The sequence below is a fragment of the Dermatobacter hominis genome (genome assembly GCF_020715685.1).
In the GTDB taxonomy this organism is placed as follows: domain Bacteria; phylum Actinomycetota; class Acidimicrobiia; order Acidimicrobiales; family Microtrichaceae; genus Dermatobacter; species Dermatobacter hominis.
In genome coordinates, this window is record NZ_CP085840.1 from 3055321 (window position 1) to 3075993 (window position 20673).

The following is a 20673-nucleotide window of genomic DNA, read 5'->3' on the forward strand; positions in this document are numbered from 1 at the left end:
TAGAGCGAATTCTCCTCACTCAACTGAAGCCAACTCCGAACGGGTTCTCCGCAGCTACCGCCACGCACGGTGCTCGAACGGTGCTCGGCTGCGACACTGAGCAGTCATGGACTGGCAGGCCGATGCTGCGACGGGCCTGCCCCGGCATGCGCTCGCCTACGAGCCGGACGCGGACCTCTACGTCGCGATGGTCGACGAGCACGGTCCACCCGCCTGGCTCGACGAGCTCGACCTCCGGCCTGCGCCGCCCACGCTGCACGTCGGCACGCACGCCGGGTCGACGGACGAGTGGCTGCTGGCCGACCAGGCCCGGTCGATGGAGCTCGCGCTGCGATCCCGGCTGCTCGACGAGCGACGCGACGTGGTGTTCGGCGCGTTGCCCGGCACGGACGCGGCGGCCGAGGAGCTGCTCGCCGAGGTGACGTCGTGGCTCCGTGGGCACGACATCGACCACGACCCGCCCGATCCCGACGAGCACCCGCTCGCCGCCGCCGGCCGGCTGGTCCAGGACGACCTCTGCCTGATGGCCCGGCGCGACGGAGCCTGGCACCTCGACGCCGGCGTGCTGGCCTTCCCGTCGCACTGGCGGCTGCACGACCGCATCGGCCTGCCGATGCCGCTGGTCCACGAGCACGTCGCCCACTACGACGAGATCGGCGACCGGGTCGACCGCTTCTTCGACCGGCTCCCGGTCGGCCGGGTGGTCCGGCGTCGCAACCTGTCGGTTCAACCGCACCCGCACCTCTACTGCCCGACGGCGAAGTCCGAGATGCGGCCCGACGTGCACCGGGTGCAGCCCGACGGTCACCCCGGATTCTGACGCCAAGAGGTGGGCTCTCCGACGCAGGATCGACACGAGAATCCGGGGTGACCGCGTCAGGCGACATGCAGCTCCCGGGGTTCCAGGGCGGCGACGATGGCGTCGAGGACGCCCTGGTCCGGCTGGGGCGGGACGTCGGCCGTCGGCGCCTCACGTGTCGCAGCCAGCGCGGCGTCGACGAAGCTCCCCGCGATCGCCGGCGTGTGGCATCCGGCCATGACCGCGGGCCGCAGCGCCTCGATGCGGTCGACCGTGCGCTGGAACCGGCCGTCGTCGACCAGCTCGAGCCACGGGCTGACGTACCGGGCGAACGTGTGCAGCCCGGCGACCCAGTCGCCGCCGTCGATGTCGGCCACCGACCGGACCGGCGTGACCATCGGCGTCGCGAAGGCGTCGGAGCCCCAGTAGACGCGGGTCGTCGGGTCGAACAGGCCCCGGGTCGTCGGCGAGTCGAACACCGGCGGTCGCACCATGTGCAGCGTGCGGTCACCGACGTCGAGCGTGTCGCCGTCGCGGACCCAGCGCCACCGGTCCGGCGCCACCTCGAGCGTGGCGCCCATCCGCTCCTGCATGAACCAGTCGATGACGAGCGTGGCCTTCGGCGCAGCGGCCATCAGCGCGTTGACGTTGCCGGTGTGGTCGACGTCGTCGTGGCTGATGAACACCCAGCGGATGTCGTCGGGCTCGACGAGCGAGAACACGTCCTCCAGGTATTGGTCGCGGTTCTCGACGACGCCGGTGTCGACGACGACCGGTTCGGCGGCCCGGATGACCATCGTGTTGAGGCCGACGGAGACCGGCTCGGTGCCCTCGCCGTGGTGGTCGTGGACGAGGAACGTCTCGGGCGCGATCTGCGTCGGCTCGAAGCGGGTCTTGGTAGGCGGTGCGGTGTGCATGGCGATGACCTCCTGGTCGATCGGGTGTGTCCGCCGCACCGTCGCATCGGGCCTTTGGGAACGGCCGTGCACAGGATCTCCAAAGGTCCGCCGGTGACCATCTGCAGCCATGGAGGGGTCGATCGCGCTCCACGAACCGAGCGAAGATCTGCAGATGCAGGACGCGGTCGGCGCCCCCATCCAGTTCGCCCGGGTGGACGGCGGCGCGATCGCCTGGCAGTGCTGGGGCGAGGGCACCGCCGATGTCGTGATCGTCCCGCCGCTCGCGCAGAACATCGAGCTCGCCTGGGAGCGGCCCGAGTACCGGAAGCTGTTCGACCGCCTCGGCTCGTTCGGCCGGATCGTCCACTTCGACAAGCGGGGCACCGGCGCCTCGGACCGCACGTCGCGGATGCCGACGATCGACCAGCGCGTCGAGGACCTCGCCGCCGTCATGGACGCCGCCGGCCTCGAGCGCGCGCACGTCGTCGGCATCTCCGAGGGCGGGCCGGTCGCCATCGCCTTCGCCGCCACCTACGCCGAGCGCACCGAGTCGCTCGCGCTCATCGCCTCGGGCGCCCGCACGATCGGCGACGAGACCGACGAGGAGCGGAAGGGGCGGCAGGAGCTCGTGTCGTACTTCCACGAGCGGTGGGGGACCGACGAGACCGTGACCCTCGACGTGTTCGGACCGAGCGTCGCCAAGGACCCCGACTACCGGGCCTGGGAGGCCCGGTACGAGCGGCAGTCGGCGACGCCCGCCGCCCTCCGCGAGCTGCTCGACATGATCGAGGCGATCGACGTGCGACCGCTGCTCGGCTCGGTCACCTGTCCGATGCTCATCGTGCACCGCCGTGACGACAGGGTCGTGCCGATCGCCATGGCCCGCGAGACCGCTGCGCTCGTGCCGACCTCACGACTGATCGAGCTCGACGGGAACGACCACTTCGTCCACGCCGGCGACGTCGACGACTGGGTCGACCACCTCGAGCGCTTCGTCGTCGGGTCGGTCAGCCCGCCGTCCCGACGACGTCGTGAGCGCACCGTCCGCATCGCCACGATGGGCGGCTTCGAGGTGCTGGTCGACGGCGAGCCGGTTCCCGCCAGCGCATGGGGATCGCGGCAGGCCCGACTCGTCTGCAAGCGGCTCGCCGTCGCCATCGCCCGGCCGGTGCCGCGCGACGAGCTCGCCGACCTGCTGTGGCCCGACGAGCTCGACCAGGCCAAGCGCAGCGCCCGGCTGTCGGTCGTCCTGTCGAACATCCGCCGGGTTCTGGGAGGCGCTTTGGCCGCCGACCGCGAGGCGGTGCGGCTCGACCTCGCGCAGGTCGAACTCGACCTCGTGGCCGTCGACGAGGCGATGGCTGCGGGCGACGACGCCGCGCTGATCGCGGCGTACACGGGTCCGGTGCTGCCGGAGGACGCCTACGAGGACTGGGCGATCTCGGCCCGGGAGCGCGTGGCGCTGTCGGTCGGCAGTGCCCGACGGCGGCTCGCCGCGGCGGCCGAGAAAGAGCGACGCTGGGACGACGTCGTCGACCACTGCCGCGAGGTGATCGAGCTCGACCCGTACGACGAGCGAGCGCACGAATCGCTGGTGCGTGCACTGCCGGCCGACGGCCGTCGCGGCGAGGCGCTGAGCGCCCACGATCGCTACCGCGAGCGCATGGCCGAGCTCGGCATCGACCCGGCCGACCTCATGGGTTGACTCGACGGATCCGACCCGCCGAGCGTCGACCGCTCACCTCGTCGGCTCCTTGTGATCCCTTCGGTCGAGGCGCAGGATGGACCTACGAAGGGGCGTGGAGCTGGGAGGACACGACCATGGTGAAGCGAATGTTGATAGGTGTTGCCGTCGCGTGCGCGCTCGTCGTCGGCAGCCAGGCGGGTGCGGGTGCCGATCCGGTGAACGCACCCAAGGGTGAGGTGCTCGACATCGAGTGCGACAGCGGGCTCGGAGCGCTGACCGTCGCGCTGAACGGCAACGGAGAGTTCACGCCCGGGCACGTGACGACCAGCACCCAGGTCGGCATCCCGTACGCGTTCCACCTCGAGTTCACGTTCACGCCGTCGGGCGCGGGCGCTCCCGAGGCGTGGACCGAGGACTCGGCCAAGAACGGCGGTCCGAGGAACGGACGCCTGGCCACGTGCACGTTCAGCGAGGTGCAGGAGGCGCCCGACGGCGTGTTCGCCGTCGCCGGCACCGTCTGGATCACCTACACCCCGGCCCACTGACAGCGGGACCGGACCAGCGCCAGCACGCGCCACGGGCGGGCCGATCGCCGGAGCGACCGACCCGCCCGTGAGCAGAGCCAAGTGCAGAGAGGGCGTCAGCCGGCGTTGGCCGCGGCCTCGTTCAGCTCGTCGAGGTGCTGGGTCGCCTCGAGGTACTCGTTCACCCAGCGCTCGATGACGGCCGAGGTCTTCTCCACCTTCTGGAACTGGCCGACGACCTGGCCGACCGGGTTGAACGCCACGTCGACGGTCTGGTCCGGCCACTTGTGCGTGGCGGCCACGGCGATGCCCGACACCATGTACTGCAGCGGCATGCCGAGCGGATCCGGGTTGCTCGGGTCCTCCCAGGCGTCCGTCCAGTCGTTCTTGAGCATGCGGCAGGGCTTGCCGGTGAACGAGCGGGACCGCACCGTGTCGCGCGAGCCGGCCGAGATGTAGGCCTGCTGCTGGACCGGCGTGTTCTCCGACTCCTCGACCATCAGCCACTGCGAGCCGGACCACGCGCCCTGGCAGCCGAGCGCCAGCGCCGCGGCGATCTGCTCGCCCGAGCCGATGCCGCCGGCGGCCAGCACCGGGCGGGGTGCCACGGCCTTGACGACCTGCGGCCACAGCACGATCGAGCCGACCTCGCCGCAGTGGCCGCCGCCCTCACCACCCTGGGCGATGATGATGTCGACGTCCGCCTCGGCGTGCTTCATCGCCTGGTAGGGCGAGCCGCACAGCGCCGCGACCTTGCGGCCCTCGGCATGGATGTGGTCGATCATGTCCTTCGGCGGGGTGCCGAGCGCGTTGGCGATCAGCGTCATCTTCGGGTGGCGCAGCGCGATCTCCACCTGCGGGGTGGCGGTCGCCTCGGTCCAGCCGATGAGGTTCATCGAGTTGTCGTCCTCGTCCTCCTGCAGCGGCACGCCGTGGTCGATCAGGAGGGTGCGGGCGAAGGACAGATGGCCCTCGGGCACCATGTCCTGGAGCATCTTCTCCAGGTCCTCGGCCGACATGTCGGCGTCCATGCCCTCGTACTTGTTCGGGATGACGATGTCGACGCCGTAGGGGTGGTCGCCGATGTGCTCGTCGATCCAGTTCAGCTCGATCTCGAGCTGCTCGGGCGAGTAGCCGACCGCACCGAGGACGCCGAAGCCGCCGGCCTTCGACACGGCCACGACGACGTCGCGGCAGTGGGTGAAGGCGAAGATGGGGAACTCGATCCCCAGCTCGTCACAGATGGGTGTGCGCATGTTGGTGTCCTTTCACCACGTGACGGGCATCCGCTTGATGCCGTTGACGAAGTCGCTCGTGAGCCGACTGGGCTCACCTGCGAGTTGGATGCCCGGGAGCTGCTGCACGACCTCGCGCATCGTGGCGCGGATCTCGGCTCGGGCCAGGCTGGCGCCCAGGCAGTAGTGCACGCCGCCGCCGCCGAAGGTGACGTGGTCGTTCGGGGTGCGGCCGACGTCGAAGCGGTGCGGGTCGACGAACACGTCCTCGTCCCGGTTCGCCGACGCGTAGTAGATGACGACCTTGTCGCCCGCCCGCATCTGCACGCCCCGCAGCTCGGTGTCGTGGCGGACGGTGCGGCGGAAGTTGTGGATCGAGCTGCCCCACCGGAGCATCTCCTCGACGGCCGTGTCCCACAGCGCCGGGTCCTCGCGCAGCCGCTGCATCTCGGCCGGATGGTCGACCAGTGCCAGCAGTGAGTGGTTGATGAGGTTGCGGGTCGTCTCGTTGCCGGCGACGACGAGCGTGATGAAGAACATGTTGAGCTCGTCGTTGCGGAGCTGCTCGCCGTCGATCTCGGCCTGGACCAGCGCGGTCATCAGGTCGTCGCGAGGGTTGGACCGACGGTCCTCGGCGACCGCGTCGCACAGCGCGTAGATCTCGGCCGACGCGAGCTCCGGGTTCACGTGCGCGTACTCGGGGTCGTCGCGCGAGCCGATCAGGTCGTTCGACGCCTCGAACATGCGCGGCCACAGCTCGGGCTCGAGGCCGATCATCTCGCAGATCATCTGCACCGGGACCTGGCCGGCGATCTCCTCGACGAACTCGCACTCGCCCCGGTCCTTGACCGCCGCGACGACGTCGTGGGCCCGACGGTCGATGTCCTCGACCAGCATCGCGATCATCCGCGGCGTGAACGCCTTCGACACCAGCCGCCGCGCCCGGTTGTGGGCGGGCGGGTCCTGGTTGAGGATCGACAGCCGCAGCGCAGCCAGCGCCTCCTCGTCCTGGGTCGGGATGAACGTGGCGCCGAGCTCGCTCGAGAAGGTCTCCCAGTCGTGGCTGACCTTGCGGACATCGGCGTGCTTGGTGATCGCCCAGAAGCCCGGACCATCGGGCTCGGGGTGGAAGTAGATCGGCGCCTCGGCCCGCAACCGGTCGAACTGATCGTGCGGGACGCCACGTCCCCACGTGTCGGCCAGCAGGTCGATGCCCGTCAGCTCCTCCTCCGCGATCGTCATCGTGTCGCTCCCTTGGTGATGCCGGTGATGACGCTCCGAAGCGCGTCGATGGCCATGTCGTCGGTGACGGCGTCGGGGTCGACCCGGCGCATCATCTCCAGCCCGAACAGCAGCCCGATGACCGCGGGGCCGACCTCGTCGACCTCCGCGGTTCCGTCGGGACCCTCGCCCGTCGCCTGCAGCACGCCTCTCCACGCGCCGCGGTAGCGGCGGGCCAGGTGCTCGCGGGCGTCGGGGTGGCGGGACGCGTAGGCCCAGAGCTCGTGCTCCAGCGCGATCCACTGGCCGTCGCCGGCCACCGGCGTCGACACGTTGCGCCACAGGACCCCGAGGCGCTCGTCGAGCGTGGTCGTGGTCGACAGCTCGGCGCCGATCACGGTGGCGACGTCGTCGACCCAGCCGTCGAGGAGGGCGAACAGCACGCCGTCCTTGCCGCCGAAGTGGTCGTACACCGCGCCGGAGGTGCGCTCGGCCCGCTCGGCGATCGCGTCGATGGACGCACCGTCGACCCCCCGATCGGCGAACAGCTCGGCCGACGCCTGGAGCAGGCGCCGCCTCGTCTCGGTTCGCCGCTCCTCCTGGGTGGCCACCGAGAAAACATAGGACATCCGATGTAAATGTGCACCCGCGCCCCCACGAGCTGGCTCGCTCGGCGGCGGGGCGCCGTCGTCGCCGGCCCCCTCGCGAGCTCCGGTGCGACCGACGACAGCGACGAGTCGAGGCAGTTCGAGTTCGAGGCGGCTACGAGCTCGAGGCGAACTTCGACGCCGTCGTGCTGTCGAACTCGTACGCGACGACCGGCTCGTCGCCCACGACCCAGGCGTCGTGTCCCGGTTCGATCACGTAGGCCGTGCCAGGCGTCGCCTCGCCCTCGGTGCCGTCGTCGTGACGGACGTGCATCGTCCCGGACACGATCACGCCGACGTGGTGGGCCTGACAGCTGTCGCCGCCGACCACGGGCTGGATGCACTCCGACCACTTCCACCCCGGCTGCGCCGTCAGCCGAGCGGCCTTGGCGGTGCCGAGGTCCACCATCTCGATCTTCGTCTTGTCCGGCGTCCGCTGGTCGTCCGCGGCGTCGAAGCTCTTGGTCGTCATCCCGCTCATGGGGCACCTCCGAGCATCGGACCGCCCGCCCTCACGGGCGGTTCACCCTCATCGTCGCGCCGGGGTCAACCCGCCGGGACCGGTCGTAGACTCCGCTCGGCCCGCCCGACCGCCGTCGAGCTCGGGCCTTGGCAGAAGGAGCCTCCGTGACCGATCGATCCGACTTCACCGACGAGCAGTGGCACGCACTCACCGACGCCCCGGTGGCGATCATGCTCGCCATGGCGCTGGTCGGTGAGCACGGCCCGATCTCGATGATGAAGGAGTCGGCCGCCGGCGCGAAGGCGATCTCCCGCCCGGCGCACTCCGGCCCGGCCGACCAGCTCATCGCCCAGATCATCCCGGACGCCGCCGACAAGGAGGCCCGCCACGACGCCAAGCAGCACATGGGCGGCACCACGCCGAACGTCGTCGTCGACGGGTTGCTCGAGGACGTCTCGAAGGCGGTCGACGCGCTGGCGGCCATCCCGGCGGAGGAGTCGGCCCAGGTCCGGCAGTGGTACTACGACGTCGGCGCCGCAGTCGCTGCGGCGTCGAAGGGCGTGAAGCCGGCGGAGCAGGAGCTGCTCGACCGGCTCAAGGGCCTGCTCTCGCTCTGACGCTCGCCCGGGTCGGGCTCGGGTTTGTTTGCGTCGGGCTCCTCGCACCCTCTCCGTCGAACTTGTACGTCGGCGACCGCCCACGGGTTCGTGGCGTACAAGTTCGTCGTGCGGGCGGGCGGGCGGGCGAGGTGAACTCGTACGCGGGGGACCGGTGGGTGGTCCGTGACGTACAAGTTCGATGGAGTGGGTCGGGCGCGCCGGTGTGCGCGGTGGGTCGGGCGCGCCGGTGTGTGGGGCGCACCGGTGGTCGAGCGCGCCGGTGGGTCGGGCGCGCTGCTGGGTCGGGGGCGCCGGTGTGGGCGCCGCCGGGGCTGCTTGGACATCGCGGGCACGGGCTGGTGGAATGTCGGCTTCTGTGTCAGTGGACACATGTCCAGATGTCTGTCCAAGCGGGGGTCGGATGCGCAAGAACCTGGTGATCGTGCTGGCAGCGGTGGCGATGGTCGCGACCGCGGCGTGCGGGGCGAGCGGTGGTGACGCCGAGAAGGCCGGCGGCGGTGAGGAGGGTGCCTCGACCACCACGACCGCGGCCACGTCCGAGGCGGCCGCCGGCACCTACGGCGACCTCGAGGGCGTGTGCGGCGCCGGCGACGCGACGGTCAAGGACGGCGAGGGCGGCGGTGCGACCGACCAGCTCAACATCGGCGTCGCCACCGATCGCACGTCGACCATCCGGCCCGGCCTCAACAAGGAGATGTGGGACGCGTCCGTCGCCTTCTCCGAGTGGTGCAACGCCCAGGGCGGCGTCAAGGGCCTGAAGATCAACCTCGTCGAGCTGCCGGGCGCGCTGCTCGAGGTCGAGTCGGCCATGAGCACCGCCTGCACCGGTGTGTTCGCCATGGTCGGCGGCGGCTTCGCCCAGGACAACTTCGAGTTCTCCGGCAAGGACGGCTCGGACTTCCACAAGTGCGGCCTGATCGACATCCCGGGCTACGCCGTGTCGCCGGAGAAGAGCGACTCGAACGGGCAGGTCCAGCCGGTGCCCAACCCGGCCACCAGCGTCGCCACCACGTGGATGCGCGACTACGAGGCGCTCAACCCGGACCTCGCCGGCAAGATCGCCATCGCCTACGCCTCGCTGCCGGCGCTGGAGATCGTGAAGGACAAGTACGTGGCCGGGGCGGAGGACGTGGGGCTCGACGTCGTCGACACCTTCAGCTTCCCGGCGACAGGCCAGTCCGACTGGACGCCGATGGCCCAGCGCATCATCGACTCGGGCGCCACCACGCTGCTGTGGGTCGGCGAGGCCGGCTTCGCGGCGTCGCTCATCGGCACGCTCAAGCAGCAGGGCTGGACCGGCAAGGCGCTGCTCGAGACGAACATGTACGACCCGCTGCTGTTCTCCGCCGGTGACGACGCGGTCGAGGGCACGGTGCTGCGCCAGACCGCCCACCCGCTGGAGGAGGCCGACCGGTGGCCGGCGATCCAGCAGTACCTCGACACGCTCGACGAGTACGTGCCCGACGCCAAGACCGGGCCGCTCGGCGTCCAGGCCACCAGCGCGTGGCTGCTGTTCGCCGTCGCGGCCGGCAAGTGCGCCGAGGCCGGCGACGGCGTCATCGACCGCACCTGCGTCCTGCAGCAGGCCGACGCCATCGCCGAGTGGAACGGCGGCGGCCTGCACGCCACCGTCGACCCCGCCTCGGGGGCGACGGCGACCGCCGGTGAGTGCGGGATGCTCATGGTCGTGAAGGACGGGAAGTTCGAGCGCCTGTACCCGAAGCTCGACGGAAAGGGCGACGACGGCGACGGGTTCCACTGCCCGAAGGACGGCGTGGCCGAGGTGCCGGCGAACGCGGGCAAGGGCAAGGTCGACCCGAGCCGTCCGATCTAGCGAGACCGGCCAGCCGCCGTCCCGGCGATCTCGGGGCGTCGGCGGGGCCGGAGGTGATCAGGCCGAGCGCGCAGCGAGCAGTGCATCGATCGCCGCGAGGGCGTGAGCGACGGCGGCGTCCGCTCGCATGGAGCCACCGCGGCGACGGGCGTCGGCCAGCGCGTCCGTCCCCAGCCGCTCGGCCAGCCCGGCCATCACGACGGTCAGCTCGTCCGACTCGTTCGGGGCGAACGGCAACGCGGTCGTCGCGCCGGCCGCCTCGACGCAGCCCGACAGCAGTGCCGCGTCCTCATCGCGGCCGACCGAGGCCAGCACGCCGGCGACGTAGCGGAGGCTCAGCCACTGGTTGGCCCAGTCGCCGCCGCGGAACCAGGTCTCGACGACCTCCCGGAAGCCGGAGAGCGCCACGTCGAGCTCTCCGCGCTTCGCTCGGAGCCACATGACCTCGGTGCGGGCGAAGCACCGCATCCACCGGTTGCCGACCGAGTCCGCGAGCACCGCCGACTCCTCCAGCAACCGGAGCGCGTCCGCAGGTTCTGCGTCGGAGCGGCTGAGGCCGGCGGCGTAGGCGGCCTGGGACCTCGCGGTCGGGCTCCCGGTCCCGGCGGCGACCGCGACGGCGGCGTCGGCGAATCGGCGACCTCCGTCGGCATCGCCGGTGCTCGTCCGGGCGACCGATCCCATGTAGAGCGCGTGGGCGAGGCGGCCCTGTCGTCCGGTGGCCCTCGTCGACTCGGCCAGCCGGTCGATCCAGGCCAGCGCCTCGTCCGGTCGTCCGAGGTAGAAGAGGGCGTTGGCCAGCACCCGCTCGGGTAGTCCGCACGCCGCCACCCCGATCCGCTCCCGGAGCGCCACCGCGTCCGCAGCCAGTGCCAGCGCCCGCTCCAGCTCGCCCCGCACGAACGCGCCGAGGCCCACGACCCCGAGCGCCGTCGGTCGCAACGGGTGCTCGGCCGCGGCCGGCATGGCCGCCACCGTCTCGGCCCAGTCCACGACCTCGTAGCGGATGGCCCGGAAGCCCAGCTCGCTCGCCGACACCGCGAGCCGCAGCGCAGCGTCGACGTCGTCGAACGCGACAGCGGTCGTGAACGCGGCACGGAGGTTGTCCATGTCGCGATCGAGGCGGAGCGCCCACTCGCCCTCAGCGGCGGTGTCCAACGCCTCGCCGCCCTTGGTGGCGCGGGCCACGAAGGTCGCCAGGTGCGCCGCCCTCACCGCCGGGCCGTCGGAACGCTCGTCCAGGCACTCGGCGCCGAACTGCCGCAACGTCTCGAGCTGCGAGTACCGGACCTCGTCGCCCACGTGCACCCCGGCGACCAGCGACTTGTCCACCAGTCCCCCGAGCACTCCTGCGACCGTCCCGCGGGGCAGGGCGGCGTCGGCGCACGCCGTCTCGGCCGACTCCAGGTCGAACCCGCCCGCGAACACCGAGACCCGGGCGAACAGCGCTCGCTCGGGTTCGTCGAGCAGCCCGTAGGACCACTGGACGACGTCGCGCAGGCTCCGGTGGCGGGCCCCGCGACCGTGGCCGCTGCCGAGCAGCGCGAACCGCTCGTCGAGCCGGTCCGCCAGCTGGCGAGGCGACATCGCCGACATGCGGGCCGCCGCGAGCTCCAGGGCGAGCGGCAGCCCGTCGAGCTGGATGCACAGTTGCGCGACGGCCGGGGCGTTCGACTCGTCGAGCCGGAACCCGGGCGCGGCCTCGGTCGCTCGAGCCACGAACACCTCGACCGAGGGCGAACCAACGAGCTGCTCCACGGGTGCCGACGGGTCGAGCGGGACGGCGAGCGGTGCCAGCGGTCGGACCGCTTCTCCCGGCATGCCGATCGGCTCGCGGCAGGTGGCGAGCAACGTGACCGACGGGCACCATCGGACGAGCTCGACCACCAGCTCGCCGACCGTGCCGATCACGTGCTCGCAGTTGTCGAGGACGAGGAGCATCCGCTGAGGTGCCAGGACCTCGACGATCGCATCGGCCAACGACCGCTCCGACCTCCGCTCCGCGTCGACGGCCTGGGCCACCGCGGCGATCACGGCCGACCCGTCTGCCACCGGGGCGAGCTCGACGACGCGCACACCGTCGGGAAACCGCGACGTCGTCCGCCGGGCCACCTCGTTGGCGAGCGACGACTTGCCGACACCACCCGGACCCGTGATCGTGACCATGCGGGCCGTCGCGAGCGCGTCCAGCACGTCGTCGACGGCGGCGGCACGGCCGACGAGCGGAGCGGCCCGCGCCGGCGCGGCAGGCCCTGGGGTCGGCGGACCGGTCGGGTGCGTCAGGACCGCGGCATCGGGAGGAGTGCCCTCGAGCACGGTCCGCTCCAGGGCGACGAACTCGGCCGAGGGATCAAGCCCGAGCTCGTCGCGGAGGTGACGGCGGAACGTCGCGGCGGCGCGGAGGGCGTCTCCCTGGCGGCCGGCGCCGTGCAACGCCGTGACCAGCTGGCTCCACATCCGCTCGCGGAGCGGCTCGTCGAGGACGAGGCCCTCGAGCTGGCCGATCACCGCATCGCGCTCACCCAGTCCGAGCAGTGCGCCGTTGCGCTCCTCGATCGCCTGCAGCCGCAGCTCGCGGAGCCGGGCCGACTCGGCCTGGGCCCACGGGCGGTCCTCGAAGCCCGCGAACGGCTCGCCGGCCCACAGGCCGAGCGCCGCGTCCAGGAGCGCGACGGCGTCGGCCGGACGATCCGTGATGAGCGACCGGGATCGGGCCAACTGCGATTCGAAGCGGTCCGCGTCGACGGCGTCGGCGTCGACGCCGAGGCAGTAGCCGGGGCCGCGGGTGTCGATCGCGATCGACGGGCAGCCCACGACCAACCGGCGCAGCTTGGACACCGATGTCTGCAGCGTGGATCGGACGGTCGGCGGCGGGTCGTCCCCCCACATCGCCTCGCTGAGCGAGTCCAGGCTGACCACGCGGTTGCGCGACGCCAGGAGCGCGGCGAGCAGCAACCGCTGCTTCGGCCCTCCGAGCGGCACGGGGCCGTCGGCGCCGACGAGCTCGACGCTGCCGAGCACCGTGAACTCCACGTGCTCATCATGCTCTGCGGTCCCGGCCGCGTGAACGGCCGACCGACGCACCACCGACGGGTCGCAGACGCCCGGCAACCGCTCCGGCTCACCATCAGTCCGAGCCCGACCACCACGGGCACCGACGAGAGGAGAGTGACGTGCACATCGCGAAGGAGGACATCCCGGTCGTCCTGCAGGTCCCGGGAGCGATCGCCCGACAGCTCGATGGCTTCGGTGAGGTGCCGGGCCTGGGGTCGATGGCGGGCGAGTGGTTCTCGCTCGGCGCCGGCACCGACATCGCGCCGCTGCTGCAGGGCCTCGAGAAGGACCTGTGCGCAGCGCCCCACTGGGGGTACCTGACCTCGGGCGAGCTCGTGATCACGTACGCCGACCGCGCGGAGGAGAAGATCGCCGGAGGCTCGCTCTTCTACTGGCCGCCGCACCACTCGGTCCGGGTGACCGAGGACGCCGAGGTCATCCTCTTCAGCCCCCACGCCGCCCACCGTGCCGTCGTCGACCACATGGCCGAGAAGCTGGGGGCCGCCGGGTGACCACGACGACCATCCCCTTCGACCTGGACGACGGCGTCGACGGCGGGGCTCAGCTCCAGCAGGTGGTGCCCCGGCTCGGCGCCGCGATCGCCTCCGTGCAACCGGCCGACCTCGGTCGCCGCACTCCGTGCGCCGAGTGGACCGTGCGCGATCTGTTGAACCACGTGATCGGTGGCGCGGAGATGTTCTCCGACGCGTTCGGCGGTGGACCGGTCCAGGACATCTCGGGCCGTCTGCCGGACGTGATCGGCGACGACCCGACGGCGGCGTTCGGTCGGGCCGCCGAACGCTTCGGTGCGGCGACCCAGCAACCCGGTGCGATGGAGCGCGTGCTGGAGCTGCCGTTCGGGCCGATGACCGGCCGCACGTTCCTGCGCTTCGTCGCGTTCGACCTGATCGTGCACACGTGGGACATCACGACCGTCACGGGGGCGGTGGTCCCGGAACTGCCCGACGATCTGCTCCTGGAGGTCGAGGCCTTCGCCCACACGGTCCTCGACCCCCTGCCCCGGGTCGACCTGCTGTGCGCGGCAGCCGTCGACGTGGCCGACGACGCGCCGCCGCTGGATCGCATCGTGGCGTTCTCCGGCCGACGGCCGTAGCGACCGGACCCCCAGTCGCGTGGTCGACCTCGGCCCGGCTCAGTCGGCCGGCGGGTGGACCGTGATGTTCGACGTCACCGAGTTGGCGATGAAGCACCGGTGGTGGCTCTCGTCGTGCAGCTCGGCGATCGTCCGCTCATCGGGCGCGTCGCCCTCCCACTCGATGCGCGGGTGCAGCTCCACGTCGGTGATGGCGATCACGCCGCGGTCCACCCGGTTCATGAACCCGACCGCCCTGTCGGTGTAGCTGCTCACGTAGAAGCCGGCGTCCTGCGCCAGGTGCACGAACCACAGCATGTGGCAGCTGGAGATCGACGCGACGAACGCCTCCTCGGGGTCGACGCGGGTCGGGTCGCCGTGCAGCGCCGGCGCCGACGCGGCCGGTACCTCGACGCCGCCGTCGAAGCGCCACACGTGCGAGCGGGAGTAGTCCGCCCCCGGCTCGACGCCGTCCCGGTCCCACACGACCTCTGCCACGTGCTCGCTCACGAACGCTCCTCCGTCGACGACCCGGCGCGGACGACCCTACGCCGCGCCGCCCGGTCGGCTTCTCGGGGATGTCCCCGAGAACCCCGGTCCGGCGTTCTCGGGGACGAGCGATCGCTGCGCGATCGCTGGTCCCCAAGTTCGGGGAGGGCAGCGGCAGGGGAGGGGAACGGCGGCAGGGGCGGGTCGGGAGCGGCTCGGGGCGAGTCGGCTGCGAGGGCCGCGGTGGGGCGGGCGCGTCATGGGCGCGTCAAACGTCGTCGGGTGGGCGTTCAGAACGCGTCAAGGCCGCTGACACCGCCCGATGTCGGGCGTATCCCGGGCTCATGGCCCATCGCACGAACCCCCGGAACCCGGCCCCGCTGCGGGCCGGGCAGCGCGACGGCCTCGCCGCCGCGGCCGGCTCGATCGTCGTCCTCGCCGTGGCCCTCCTGCTGGCCCCGGCGCGCGACGCGCTCGGCCTGGCGAACGTCGCCCTGCTCCTCACCCTCGTGGTCATCGGCGCCGCGTCGATCGGCGGCCGCACCGCCGGCGTGACCACCGCGGTCGTCGGCGCCCTCGGCTTCAACGCCATCCACGTCCGCCCCTACGGCACCCTGCGCATCGACCGCACCGAGGACATTCTCACGTGCGTCCTGATGATCGTGGTCGGTGTGGCCGTCGGGCAGCTCGCCCACATGGCCGTCGACCGGGGTCGGCGGGCGAGCAGCGAGCGCAACGGCATCCGCCACGTCAGCGAGCTGCGCGAGCTCGTCGCCGAGCACGCCCCGCCCGAGGTCCTGATCGAGCGGTCCGGCGGCTACCTCGTCGAGCAGCTCGGCCTGACCTCCTACTACTTCGTCTGGGGCGGCTCGACGTCGATCGGCTTCGGCGACCTGCCCCCCGACCTCGAGCGCAGCGGCGCCATCCCGGGCCCGATGCGCCACGGCCACGGCGGCTTCCAGCTCCCGCCCGAGGGCGTGTCGCTCCCGGTCAGCGGTCGCGACGGCACCGTCGTCGGCCGCTTCGTGCTCGAACCCACGCCCGGGCACGGCGTCCCGCTCGCCGACCGCGAGCTGGCGGTCCTCGTGTCCGACGTCATCGCCCCTGCGCTTGAGGCCGCCCCGGTCCCCGGCGGCGGCCGGTCCGCCGCGGCGACCGGCGCACCCGACAGCTCGACCCCCCGCACGACCGCCGGCGCCCACGCCGGCAGAACTCGGAGCAACGGATGAACGACCTGATCGTCCTGATCCTCACCGTGGTGTTCTTCGGTGTCGCCGTGGCCTACGTCGGCCTGTGCGACCGCATCATCGGTCCCGACCCCGAGCCGGCCGACGGCGACGCCGACGCCCCCGAGGTCGAGGTCGAGGCGGTGACGGCGTGATCGCACTGCTCTCCCCGGTCCTGGCCGTGCAGTGGGAGGACGGCCTCGGTCTGGTCCTCGCCCTGATCGCCGTCGTCTACCTGGTCGTCGTCCTGATCGCGCCGGAGCGGTTCTGATGAGCGCGCAGGGCATCTTCCAGCTCGTGCTGCTCGTGGTCGTGCTGGCGCTGACCGCGCCGCCGCTCGGGCGCTACATGGCCCGGGTCTACGCGCACGATCCCGAGGGCGGCCCGGCCCCGGCGCCCGGCGACCGCGTGTTCCTCCCGGTCGAACGGCTCATCTACCGCCTGCTCCGCGTCGACCCGGAACGCGAGCAGCGGTGGAACGTCTACGCCGTGTCGCTGCTGGCGTTCTCGTTCTTCAGCGTCCTGCTGACCTACGTGATCCTCCGGGTCCAGGGCGCGCTGCCGGTCAACCCGACCGACATGCCGGGCATGGCCGCCCACGGCGCGTGGAACGCGGCGGTCAGCTTCACCACCAACACGAACTGGCAGTGGTTCTCGGGCGAGCAGGCGATCAGCCACCTCACCCAGATGGTCGGCTTCACGGTGCAGAACTTCGTGTCGGCCGCCGCCGGCATGGCCGTGGCGGTCGCCATCGTCCGGGGCATCGCCCGACGGCAGGGCCGCACCCTCGGCAACTTCTGGGTCGACCTCGTCCGCGGCACGCTGCGGATCCTCCTGCCGATCAGCTTCGTCGCCGCCGTCCTCATCGTCGGACTCGGAGTCACGCAGAACCTGCACGGCGACACCACCGCCACCACCGTCGACCGGACGGTGACCGCCACGGTCGTCGACGCCGACGGCAAGGAGCACACCGATCGGGTCGACACCCAGGAGATCCCTGGCGGTCCCGTCGCCTCGCAGGTCGCGATCCGAAACCTGGGCACGAACGGCGGCGGCTTCTACAACGCGAACGCCGCCCACCCCTTCGAGAACCCGAACGGGTGGACGAACCTCGTCGGCGTCTGGATGCTGCTGCTCATCCCCTTCGCCTTCCCGTTCGCCTTCGGGCGGATGGTCGGCCAGCCCCGGCAGGGCCTCGTCCTCCTCGGTGTGATGGCGTTGCTCCTCACCGTGTCGATCGTCCTGATGAGCGCGGTGGAGACGGGCGGCAACCCCGCCGTGTCGGACCTCGGCGTCAGCCAGGCCAGCTCGGCGCAGACCGTCGGCGGGAACCTCGAGGGCAAGGAGGTCCGGTACGGCGCGGCGACCTGCTCGCTCTACGGCGCCGCCTCCACGGGCACCTCGACCGGCTCGGTCAACTGCATGCACGACTCGCTGACCCCGGCGGGCGGCGCGGTGCCGATGGTGCTGATGCAGCTCGGCGAGGTGTCGCCCGGCGGCGTCGGCTCCGGCCTGATCGGCATCCTCATCAACGCGCTGCTCGCCGTCTTCATCGCCGGCCTGATGGTCGGCCGCACCCCCGAGTACCTCGGCAAGAAGATCCAGGCGGCCGAGATGAAGCTCGTCGTGCTCTACATCGTCGCCATGCCGGTCGCGGTGCTGGTCTTCGCCGCCGTCAGCGTCGTGCTGCCGACCGCCGTCTCGTCGCTCGCCAACCCCGGGCCGCACGGCCTGTCGGAGGCGCTCTACAACTTCGCCTCGGCGGGCAACAACAACGGCTCGGCCTTCGCGGGCATGAGCACCGGCACCGACTGGTACACGATCACCCAGGGCGTGGCGATGCTGATCGGCCGGTTCCTGCTGGTCATCCCTGCGCTGGCGATCGGCGGCTCGCTCGTCCGCAAGAACAAGGTGCCGGTCACCGTCGGCACGTTCCCGACCGACTCGCCGCTGTTCTTCGGACTCTTGACCGGCGTGATCATCATCGTCGCCGGCCTGACCTTCTTCCCCGCCCTGGCGCTGGGGCCCATCGTCGAGCAGCTGAGCCTCTGATGGCCGCCGCTCCGACCGGTACGCGCCACCCCCACCCCCGTCCCACCTCCGCACCGCACCCCCGCCCCCGAGGGATCCGTCGCACCTGGAGCCGCACATGACCATCACCGAGGACGCCCCGGCACCGCTGCCGACCGAGGAGGGCGGCGAGCACGCCCCCGCCCCGAAGCGCTCGCTGTTCGACCCGTCGATCGTCGGGCCCGCCGTCGCCGACAGCGTCAAGAAGCTGAACCCGAGGGCGATGGCCCGCAACCCGGTCATGTTCATCGTCGAGGCCGGCGCCCTGCTGACCACGATCCTCTGCATCACCGACTGGGCCGGCGCCGGCACCGCCCCGTCGACAGCACAGCAGAACGTGTTCGCCCTGCTCGTCGCGGTCTGGCTGTGGGCGACCGTGCTGTTCGCCAACTTCGCCGAGGCGATGGCCGAGGGTCGGGGCAAGGCGCAGGCCGCCACGCTCCGCCGCACCCGGGCCGAGACCACGGCGAGGGTCCGCACGACCGACGGCACCGTCGTCGAGAAGGCGTCGACCGAGCTGCAGGTCGGCGACGAGTGCGTGGTCACCGCCGGCGAGGTGATCCCCGGCGACGGCGACGTGGTCGAGGGCATCGCCACGGTCGACGAGTCGGCGATCACCGGCGAGTCCGCCCCGGTCATCCGGGAGTCGGGCGGCGACCGCTCCGCCGTCACCGGCGGCACCCGGGTCCTGTCCGACGAGATCGTCGTCCGCATCACCGCCAAGCCGGGCGAGACGTTCCTCGACCGCATGATCGCCCTGGTCGAGGGCGCCGACCGCCAGAAGACGCCGAACGAGATCGCGCTGTCGATCCTGCTGGCCGGGCTGACGATCATCTTCCTGCTCGCCGTCGTGACGCTGCAGCCCTTCGCCGTCTACAGCGGCGCGCGCCAGAGCATCGTCGTGCTCACCGCCCTGCTGGTCTGCCTGATCCCGACGACGATCGGCGGGCTGCTGTCGGCCATCGGCATCGCCGGCATGGACCGCCTGGTGCAGCGCAACGTGCTCGCCATGTCGGGCCGGGCCGTCGAGGCCGCCGGCGACGTCAGCACGCTGCTGCTCGACAAGACCGGCACGATCACGTTCGGCTCGCGCCAGGCGGCCGAGTTCATCCCCGTCCACGACGTGACCGAGCGGGAGGTGGCCGAGGCCGCGCTGGCCTCGTCGCTCGCCGACGAGACGCCCGAGGGCCGCTCGATCGTCGACCTGGCGATCCAGGAGTTCGGCCTCACGCCGCCCGACCCCATCGGGGCCGAGCTCGTGCCCTTCACCGCCCAGACCCGCATGTCGGGGATGGACTTCCCGCCCGCTCCGGGCCAGCCCGGTCGCATCGTCCGCAAGGGTGCGGGCGACGCGGTCCGGCGCTGGGTCGAGGCCGAGGGCGGCCGGCCGCCGATCGAGCTCGGACCGATCGTCGAGGGCGTCTCGTCCGAGGGCGCCACGCCGCTCGTGGTCGTCGACCGCCTCGGGAACCAGCCGCCCCGGGTGCTCGGGGTCATCCGGCTGAAGGACACCGTGAAGCCGGGCATGCGCGAGCGCTTCGACGAGCTGCGGGCCATGGGCATCCGCACGGTGATGATCACCGGCGACAACCCCCTCACCGCCGCCGCCATCGCCGAGGAGGCCGGCGTCGACGGCTTCCTGGCCGAGGCCACGCCCGAGGACAAGATGGCGCTCATCCAGGCCGAGCAGGCCGGCGGGAACCTCGTCGCCATGACCGGCGACGGCACCAACGACGCCCCGGCGCTCGCGCAGGCCGACGTCGGCGTGGCCATGAACACCGGCACCCAGGCCGCCAAGGAGGCCGGCAACATGGTCGACCTCGACTCCGACCCGACGAAGCTGATCGAGGTCGTCGAGATCGGCAAGCAGCTCCTCATCACCCGGGGCGCGCTGACCACGTTCTCGATCTCGAACGACGTGGCGAAGTACTTCGCCATCATCCCGGCCATGTTCGCCGGCGTGTTCCCGGCGCTCGACCGGCTGAACATCATGGGGCTGAGCTCCGCCCGCTCCGCGATCCTCGCCGCGGTCATCTTCAACGCGCTGATCATCGTGGCGCTCGTGCCGCTCGCCCTGCGCGGCGTCCGGTTCCGCGCCGAGGCCGCCTCGGCGATCCTCCGCCGCAACCTCCTGATCTACGGCGTCGGCGGCCTCATCACCCCGTTCATCGGCATCAAGGTCATCGACATCGTCCTCACGGCCCTGGGGGTCAAGTGATGCGCCAGCAGCTCCGCTCGTTCGCCCGCCAGTCCGTCCCGGCCGTGGTCGTCCTCCTGGCCCTGACCGTCGTGTGCGGGCTGGCCTACCCGCTGCTCGTGACCGGCGTGGCCGAGGCCGCCTTCCACGACAAAGCCGAGGGATCGCTCCTGACCGACGGCGACACGGTCGTCGGGTCGTCGCTGCTCGGCCAGGGCTTCGCCGCTCCGGCGTACTTCCACCCCCGCCCCTCCGCCGCGGGCGCGGGCTACGACGGCACCGCCTCCAGCGGCTCCAACCTGGGCCCGACCAACCCCGACTACCTCGCCACGGTCGCCGAGCGGGCCGAGCAGTACCGGGCCGAGAACCGCCTGTCGCCCGAGGTCGAGGTCCCGGCCGACGCCGTGCAGGCCTCGGGCTCGGGCCTGGACCCGCAGATCTCGATCGCCAACGCCCGCCTCCAGGCCCCTCGCGTGGCCGAGGAGCGGGGCATGGACCTCGACGACGTCCTCGCCCTCGTCGACGCCCACACCCAGGGTCGGCCGCTCGGCATCCTGGGCGACCCGGGAGTGAACGTGCTGGAGCTCAACCTGGCGCTCGATCGGGCAGGCTGAC

Annotated in this window: 20 protein-coding genes; 13 read left to right on the forward strand and 7 right to left on the reverse strand. The window is 71.9% G+C overall.

Annotated elements, in window-relative coordinates; translation table 11 throughout:
* The first annotated feature begins 106 nt into the window (after nt 1-106).
* Nucleotides 107-820, forward strand: coding sequence for a heme-dependent oxidative N-demethylase family protein (locus LH044_RS14510; protein ID WP_227756299.1), 714 nt, complete (start codon nt 107-109; stop codon nt 818-820).
* Between the two features lie 56 nt (nt 821-876).
* On the opposite strand, the gene LH044_RS14515 is transcribed toward LH044_RS14510, so the two are convergent.
* Entirely contained in the window at nt 877-1755 is an 879-nt protein-coding gene (locus tag LH044_RS14515) for an oxygen-binding di-iron domain-containing protein (RefSeq protein WP_227756300.1), read from the reverse strand.
* A gap of 70 nt (nt 1756-1825) precedes the next feature.
* Between LH044_RS14515 and LH044_RS14520 the strand changes: the two genes are divergently transcribed.
* Nucleotides 1826-3403, forward strand: a complete 1578-nt coding sequence (locus LH044_RS14520; protein WP_227756301.1) for an alpha/beta hydrolase — start codon at nt 1826-1828, stop codon at nt 3401-3403.
* Nucleotides 3404-3519: 116 nt separating this feature from the next.
* A complete protein-coding gene (locus LH044_RS14525; RefSeq protein ID WP_227756302.1) occupies nt 3520-3930 on the forward strand; it encodes a hypothetical protein in 411 nt (136 codons plus the stop codon).
* A 95-nt stretch (nt 3931-4025) separates the two neighbouring features.
* On the opposite strand, the gene LH044_RS14530 is transcribed toward LH044_RS14525, so the two are convergent.
* The 4 genes from LH044_RS14530 to LH044_RS14545 all read right to left on the reverse strand — a co-directional run bounded on the left by LH044_RS14530 (nt 4026) and on the right by LH044_RS14545 (nt 7493).
* Nucleotides 4026-5165 (reverse strand): nitronate monooxygenase, encoded by a 1140-nt coding sequence (locus tag LH044_RS14530; RefSeq protein WP_227756303.1) that lies wholly within the window; start codon nt 5163-5165, stop codon nt 4026-4028.
* Nucleotides 5166-5177: 12 nt separating this feature from the next.
* The gene (locus LH044_RS14535; protein WP_227756304.1) at nt 5178-6386 is read right to left on the reverse strand and encodes a cytochrome P450; all 1209 of its coding nucleotides are present in this window, start codon (nt 6384-6386) and stop codon (nt 5178-5180) included.
* Nucleotides 6383-6976, reverse strand: coding sequence for a TetR/AcrR family transcriptional regulator (locus LH044_RS14540; RefSeq protein ID WP_227756305.1), 594 nt, complete (start codon nt 6974-6976; stop codon nt 6383-6385). Before LH044_RS14540 ends, LH044_RS14535 begins: the two co-directional genes overlap by 4 nt.
* Before the next feature lie 151 nt (nt 6977-7127).
* The gene (locus LH044_RS14545) at nt 7128-7493 is read right to left on the reverse strand and encodes a cupin domain-containing protein (RefSeq protein ID WP_227756306.1); all 366 of its coding nucleotides are present in this window, start codon (nt 7491-7493) and stop codon (nt 7128-7130) included.
* 146 nt (nt 7494-7639) lie between these two features.
* Between LH044_RS14545 and LH044_RS14550 the strand changes: the two genes are divergently transcribed.
* Nucleotides 7640-8092, forward strand: coding sequence for a hypothetical protein (locus LH044_RS14550; RefSeq protein WP_227756307.1), 453 nt, complete (start codon nt 7640-7642; stop codon nt 8090-8092).
* A 403-nt stretch (nt 8093-8495) separates the two neighbouring features.
* Nucleotides 8496-9929, forward strand: coding sequence for an ABC transporter substrate-binding protein (locus LH044_RS14555; RefSeq protein WP_227756308.1), 1434 nt, complete (start codon nt 8496-8498; stop codon nt 9927-9929).
* 57 nt (nt 9930-9986) lie between these two features.
* Here the strand turns inward: LH044_RS14555 and LH044_RS14560 are convergent, their stop codons facing one another.
* Nucleotides 9987-12962 (reverse strand): AfsR/SARP family transcriptional regulator, encoded by a 2976-nt coding sequence (locus LH044_RS14560; protein WP_227756309.1) that lies wholly within the window; start codon nt 12960-12962, stop codon nt 9987-9989.
* A gap of 140 nt (nt 12963-13102) precedes the next feature.
* Here LH044_RS14560 and LH044_RS14565 point away from each other — a divergent pair, with 140 nt between their 5' ends.
* Nucleotides 13103-13495 carry a cupin domain-containing protein gene (locus tag LH044_RS14565; RefSeq protein WP_227756310.1) on the forward strand — a complete coding sequence of 131 codons (393 nt, stop codon included), beginning with the start codon at nt 13103-13105 and terminating at the stop codon, nt 13493-13495.
* Nucleotides 13492-14097 (forward strand): TIGR03086 family metal-binding protein, encoded by a 606-nt coding sequence (locus tag LH044_RS14570; RefSeq protein WP_227756311.1) that lies wholly within the window; start codon nt 13492-13494, stop codon nt 14095-14097. The genes LH044_RS14565 and LH044_RS14570 overlap by 4 nt, the downstream gene beginning before the upstream one ends.
* Before the next feature lie 39 nt (nt 14098-14136).
* Here LH044_RS14570 and LH044_RS14575 read toward each other — a convergent pair whose 3' ends face one another.
* Complete coding sequence (locus LH044_RS14575) at nt 14137-14586, reverse strand: OsmC family protein (RefSeq protein WP_227756312.1); 450 nt, start codon at nt 14584-14586, stop codon at nt 14137-14139.
* A gap of 323 nt (nt 14587-14909) precedes the next feature.
* On the opposite strand from LH044_RS14575, the gene LH044_RS14580 reads away from it, so the two are divergent.
* The 6 genes from LH044_RS14580 (at nt 14910) to kdpC (ending at nt 20672) form a co-directional block, all read left to right on the forward strand.
* A complete protein-coding gene (locus tag LH044_RS14580) occupies nt 14910-15794 on the forward strand; it encodes a DUF4118 domain-containing protein (RefSeq protein ID WP_227756313.1) in 885 nt (294 codons plus the stop codon).
* Nucleotides 15791-15946: a hypothetical protein gene (locus LH044_RS14585; protein ID WP_227756314.1), complete on the forward strand. Its 156-nt coding sequence runs from the start codon at nt 15791-15793 to the stop codon at nt 15944-15946. Before LH044_RS14580 ends, LH044_RS14585 begins: the two co-directional genes overlap by 4 nt.
* Nucleotides 15943-16062, forward strand: coding sequence for a potassium-transporting ATPase subunit F (locus LH044_RS14590; RefSeq protein ID WP_227756315.1), 120 nt, complete (start codon nt 15943-15945; stop codon nt 16060-16062). The genes LH044_RS14585 and LH044_RS14590 overlap by 4 nt, the downstream gene beginning before the upstream one ends.
* On the forward strand, nt 16062-17843 hold the full coding sequence (gene kdpA / locus LH044_RS14595; protein ID WP_227756316.1) for a potassium-transporting ATPase subunit KdpA: 1782 nt from the start codon (nt 16062-16064) through the stop codon (nt 17841-17843). Before LH044_RS14590 ends, kdpA begins: the two co-directional genes overlap by 1 nt.
* Before the next feature lie 97 nt (nt 17844-17940).
* Nucleotides 17941-20079, forward strand: coding sequence for a potassium-transporting ATPase subunit KdpB (gene kdpB, locus LH044_RS14600; RefSeq protein WP_227756317.1), 2139 nt, complete (start codon nt 17941-17943; stop codon nt 20077-20079).
* On the forward strand, nt 20079-20672 hold the full coding sequence (gene kdpC / locus LH044_RS14605) for a K(+)-transporting ATPase subunit C (RefSeq protein ID WP_227756318.1): 594 nt from the start codon (nt 20079-20081) through the stop codon (nt 20670-20672). Before kdpB ends, kdpC begins: the two co-directional genes overlap by 1 nt.
* Nucleotide 20673: the final 1 nt, after the last annotated feature.

What these genes read in the sequence shown, in the direction of transcription:
- kdpC (WP_227756318.1), top strand. Translation starts at nt 20,079, where the DNA reads ATGCGCCAGCAGCTCCGCTCGTTCGCCCGCCAGTCCGTCCCGGCCGTG.
- LH044_RS14535 (WP_227756304.1), bottom strand. Translation starts at nt 6,386, where the DNA reads ATGACGATCGCGGAGGAGGAGCTGACGGGCATCGACCTGCTGGCCGAC.
- kdpA (WP_227756316.1), top strand. Translation starts at nt 16,062, where the DNA reads ATGAGCGCGCAGGGCATCTTCCAGCTCGTGCTGCTCGTGGTCGTGCTG.
- LH044_RS14585 (WP_227756314.1), top strand. Translation starts at nt 15,791, where the DNA reads ATGAACGACCTGATCGTCCTGATCCTCACCGTGGTGTTCTTCGGTGTC.
- LH044_RS14520 (WP_227756301.1), top strand. Translation starts at nt 1,826, where the DNA reads ATGGAGGGGTCGATCGCGCTCCACGAACCGAGCGAAGATCTGCAGATG.
- LH044_RS14555 (WP_227756308.1), top strand. Translation starts at nt 8,496, where the DNA reads ATGCGCAAGAACCTGGTGATCGTGCTGGCAGCGGTGGCGATGGTCGCG.
- LH044_RS14525 (WP_227756302.1), top strand. Translation starts at nt 3,520, where the DNA reads ATGGTGAAGCGAATGTTGATAGGTGTTGCCGTCGCGTGCGCGCTCGTC.
- LH044_RS14545 (WP_227756306.1), bottom strand. Translation starts at nt 7,493, where the DNA reads ATGAGCGGGATGACGACCAAGAGCTTCGACGCCGCGGACGACCAGCGG.
- LH044_RS14510 (WP_227756299.1), top strand. Translation starts at nt 107, where the DNA reads ATGGACTGGCAGGCCGATGCTGCGACGGGCCTGCCCCGGCATGCGCTC.
- kdpB (WP_227756317.1), top strand. Translation starts at nt 17,941, where the DNA reads ATGACCATCACCGAGGACGCCCCGGCACCGCTGCCGACCGAGGAGGGC.
- LH044_RS14530 (WP_227756303.1), bottom strand. Translation starts at nt 5,165, where the DNA reads ATGCGCACACCCATCTGTGACGAGCTGGGGATCGAGTTCCCCATCTTC.
- LH044_RS14580 (WP_227756313.1), top strand. Translation starts at nt 14,910, where the DNA reads ATGGCCCATCGCACGAACCCCCGGAACCCGGCCCCGCTGCGGGCCGGG.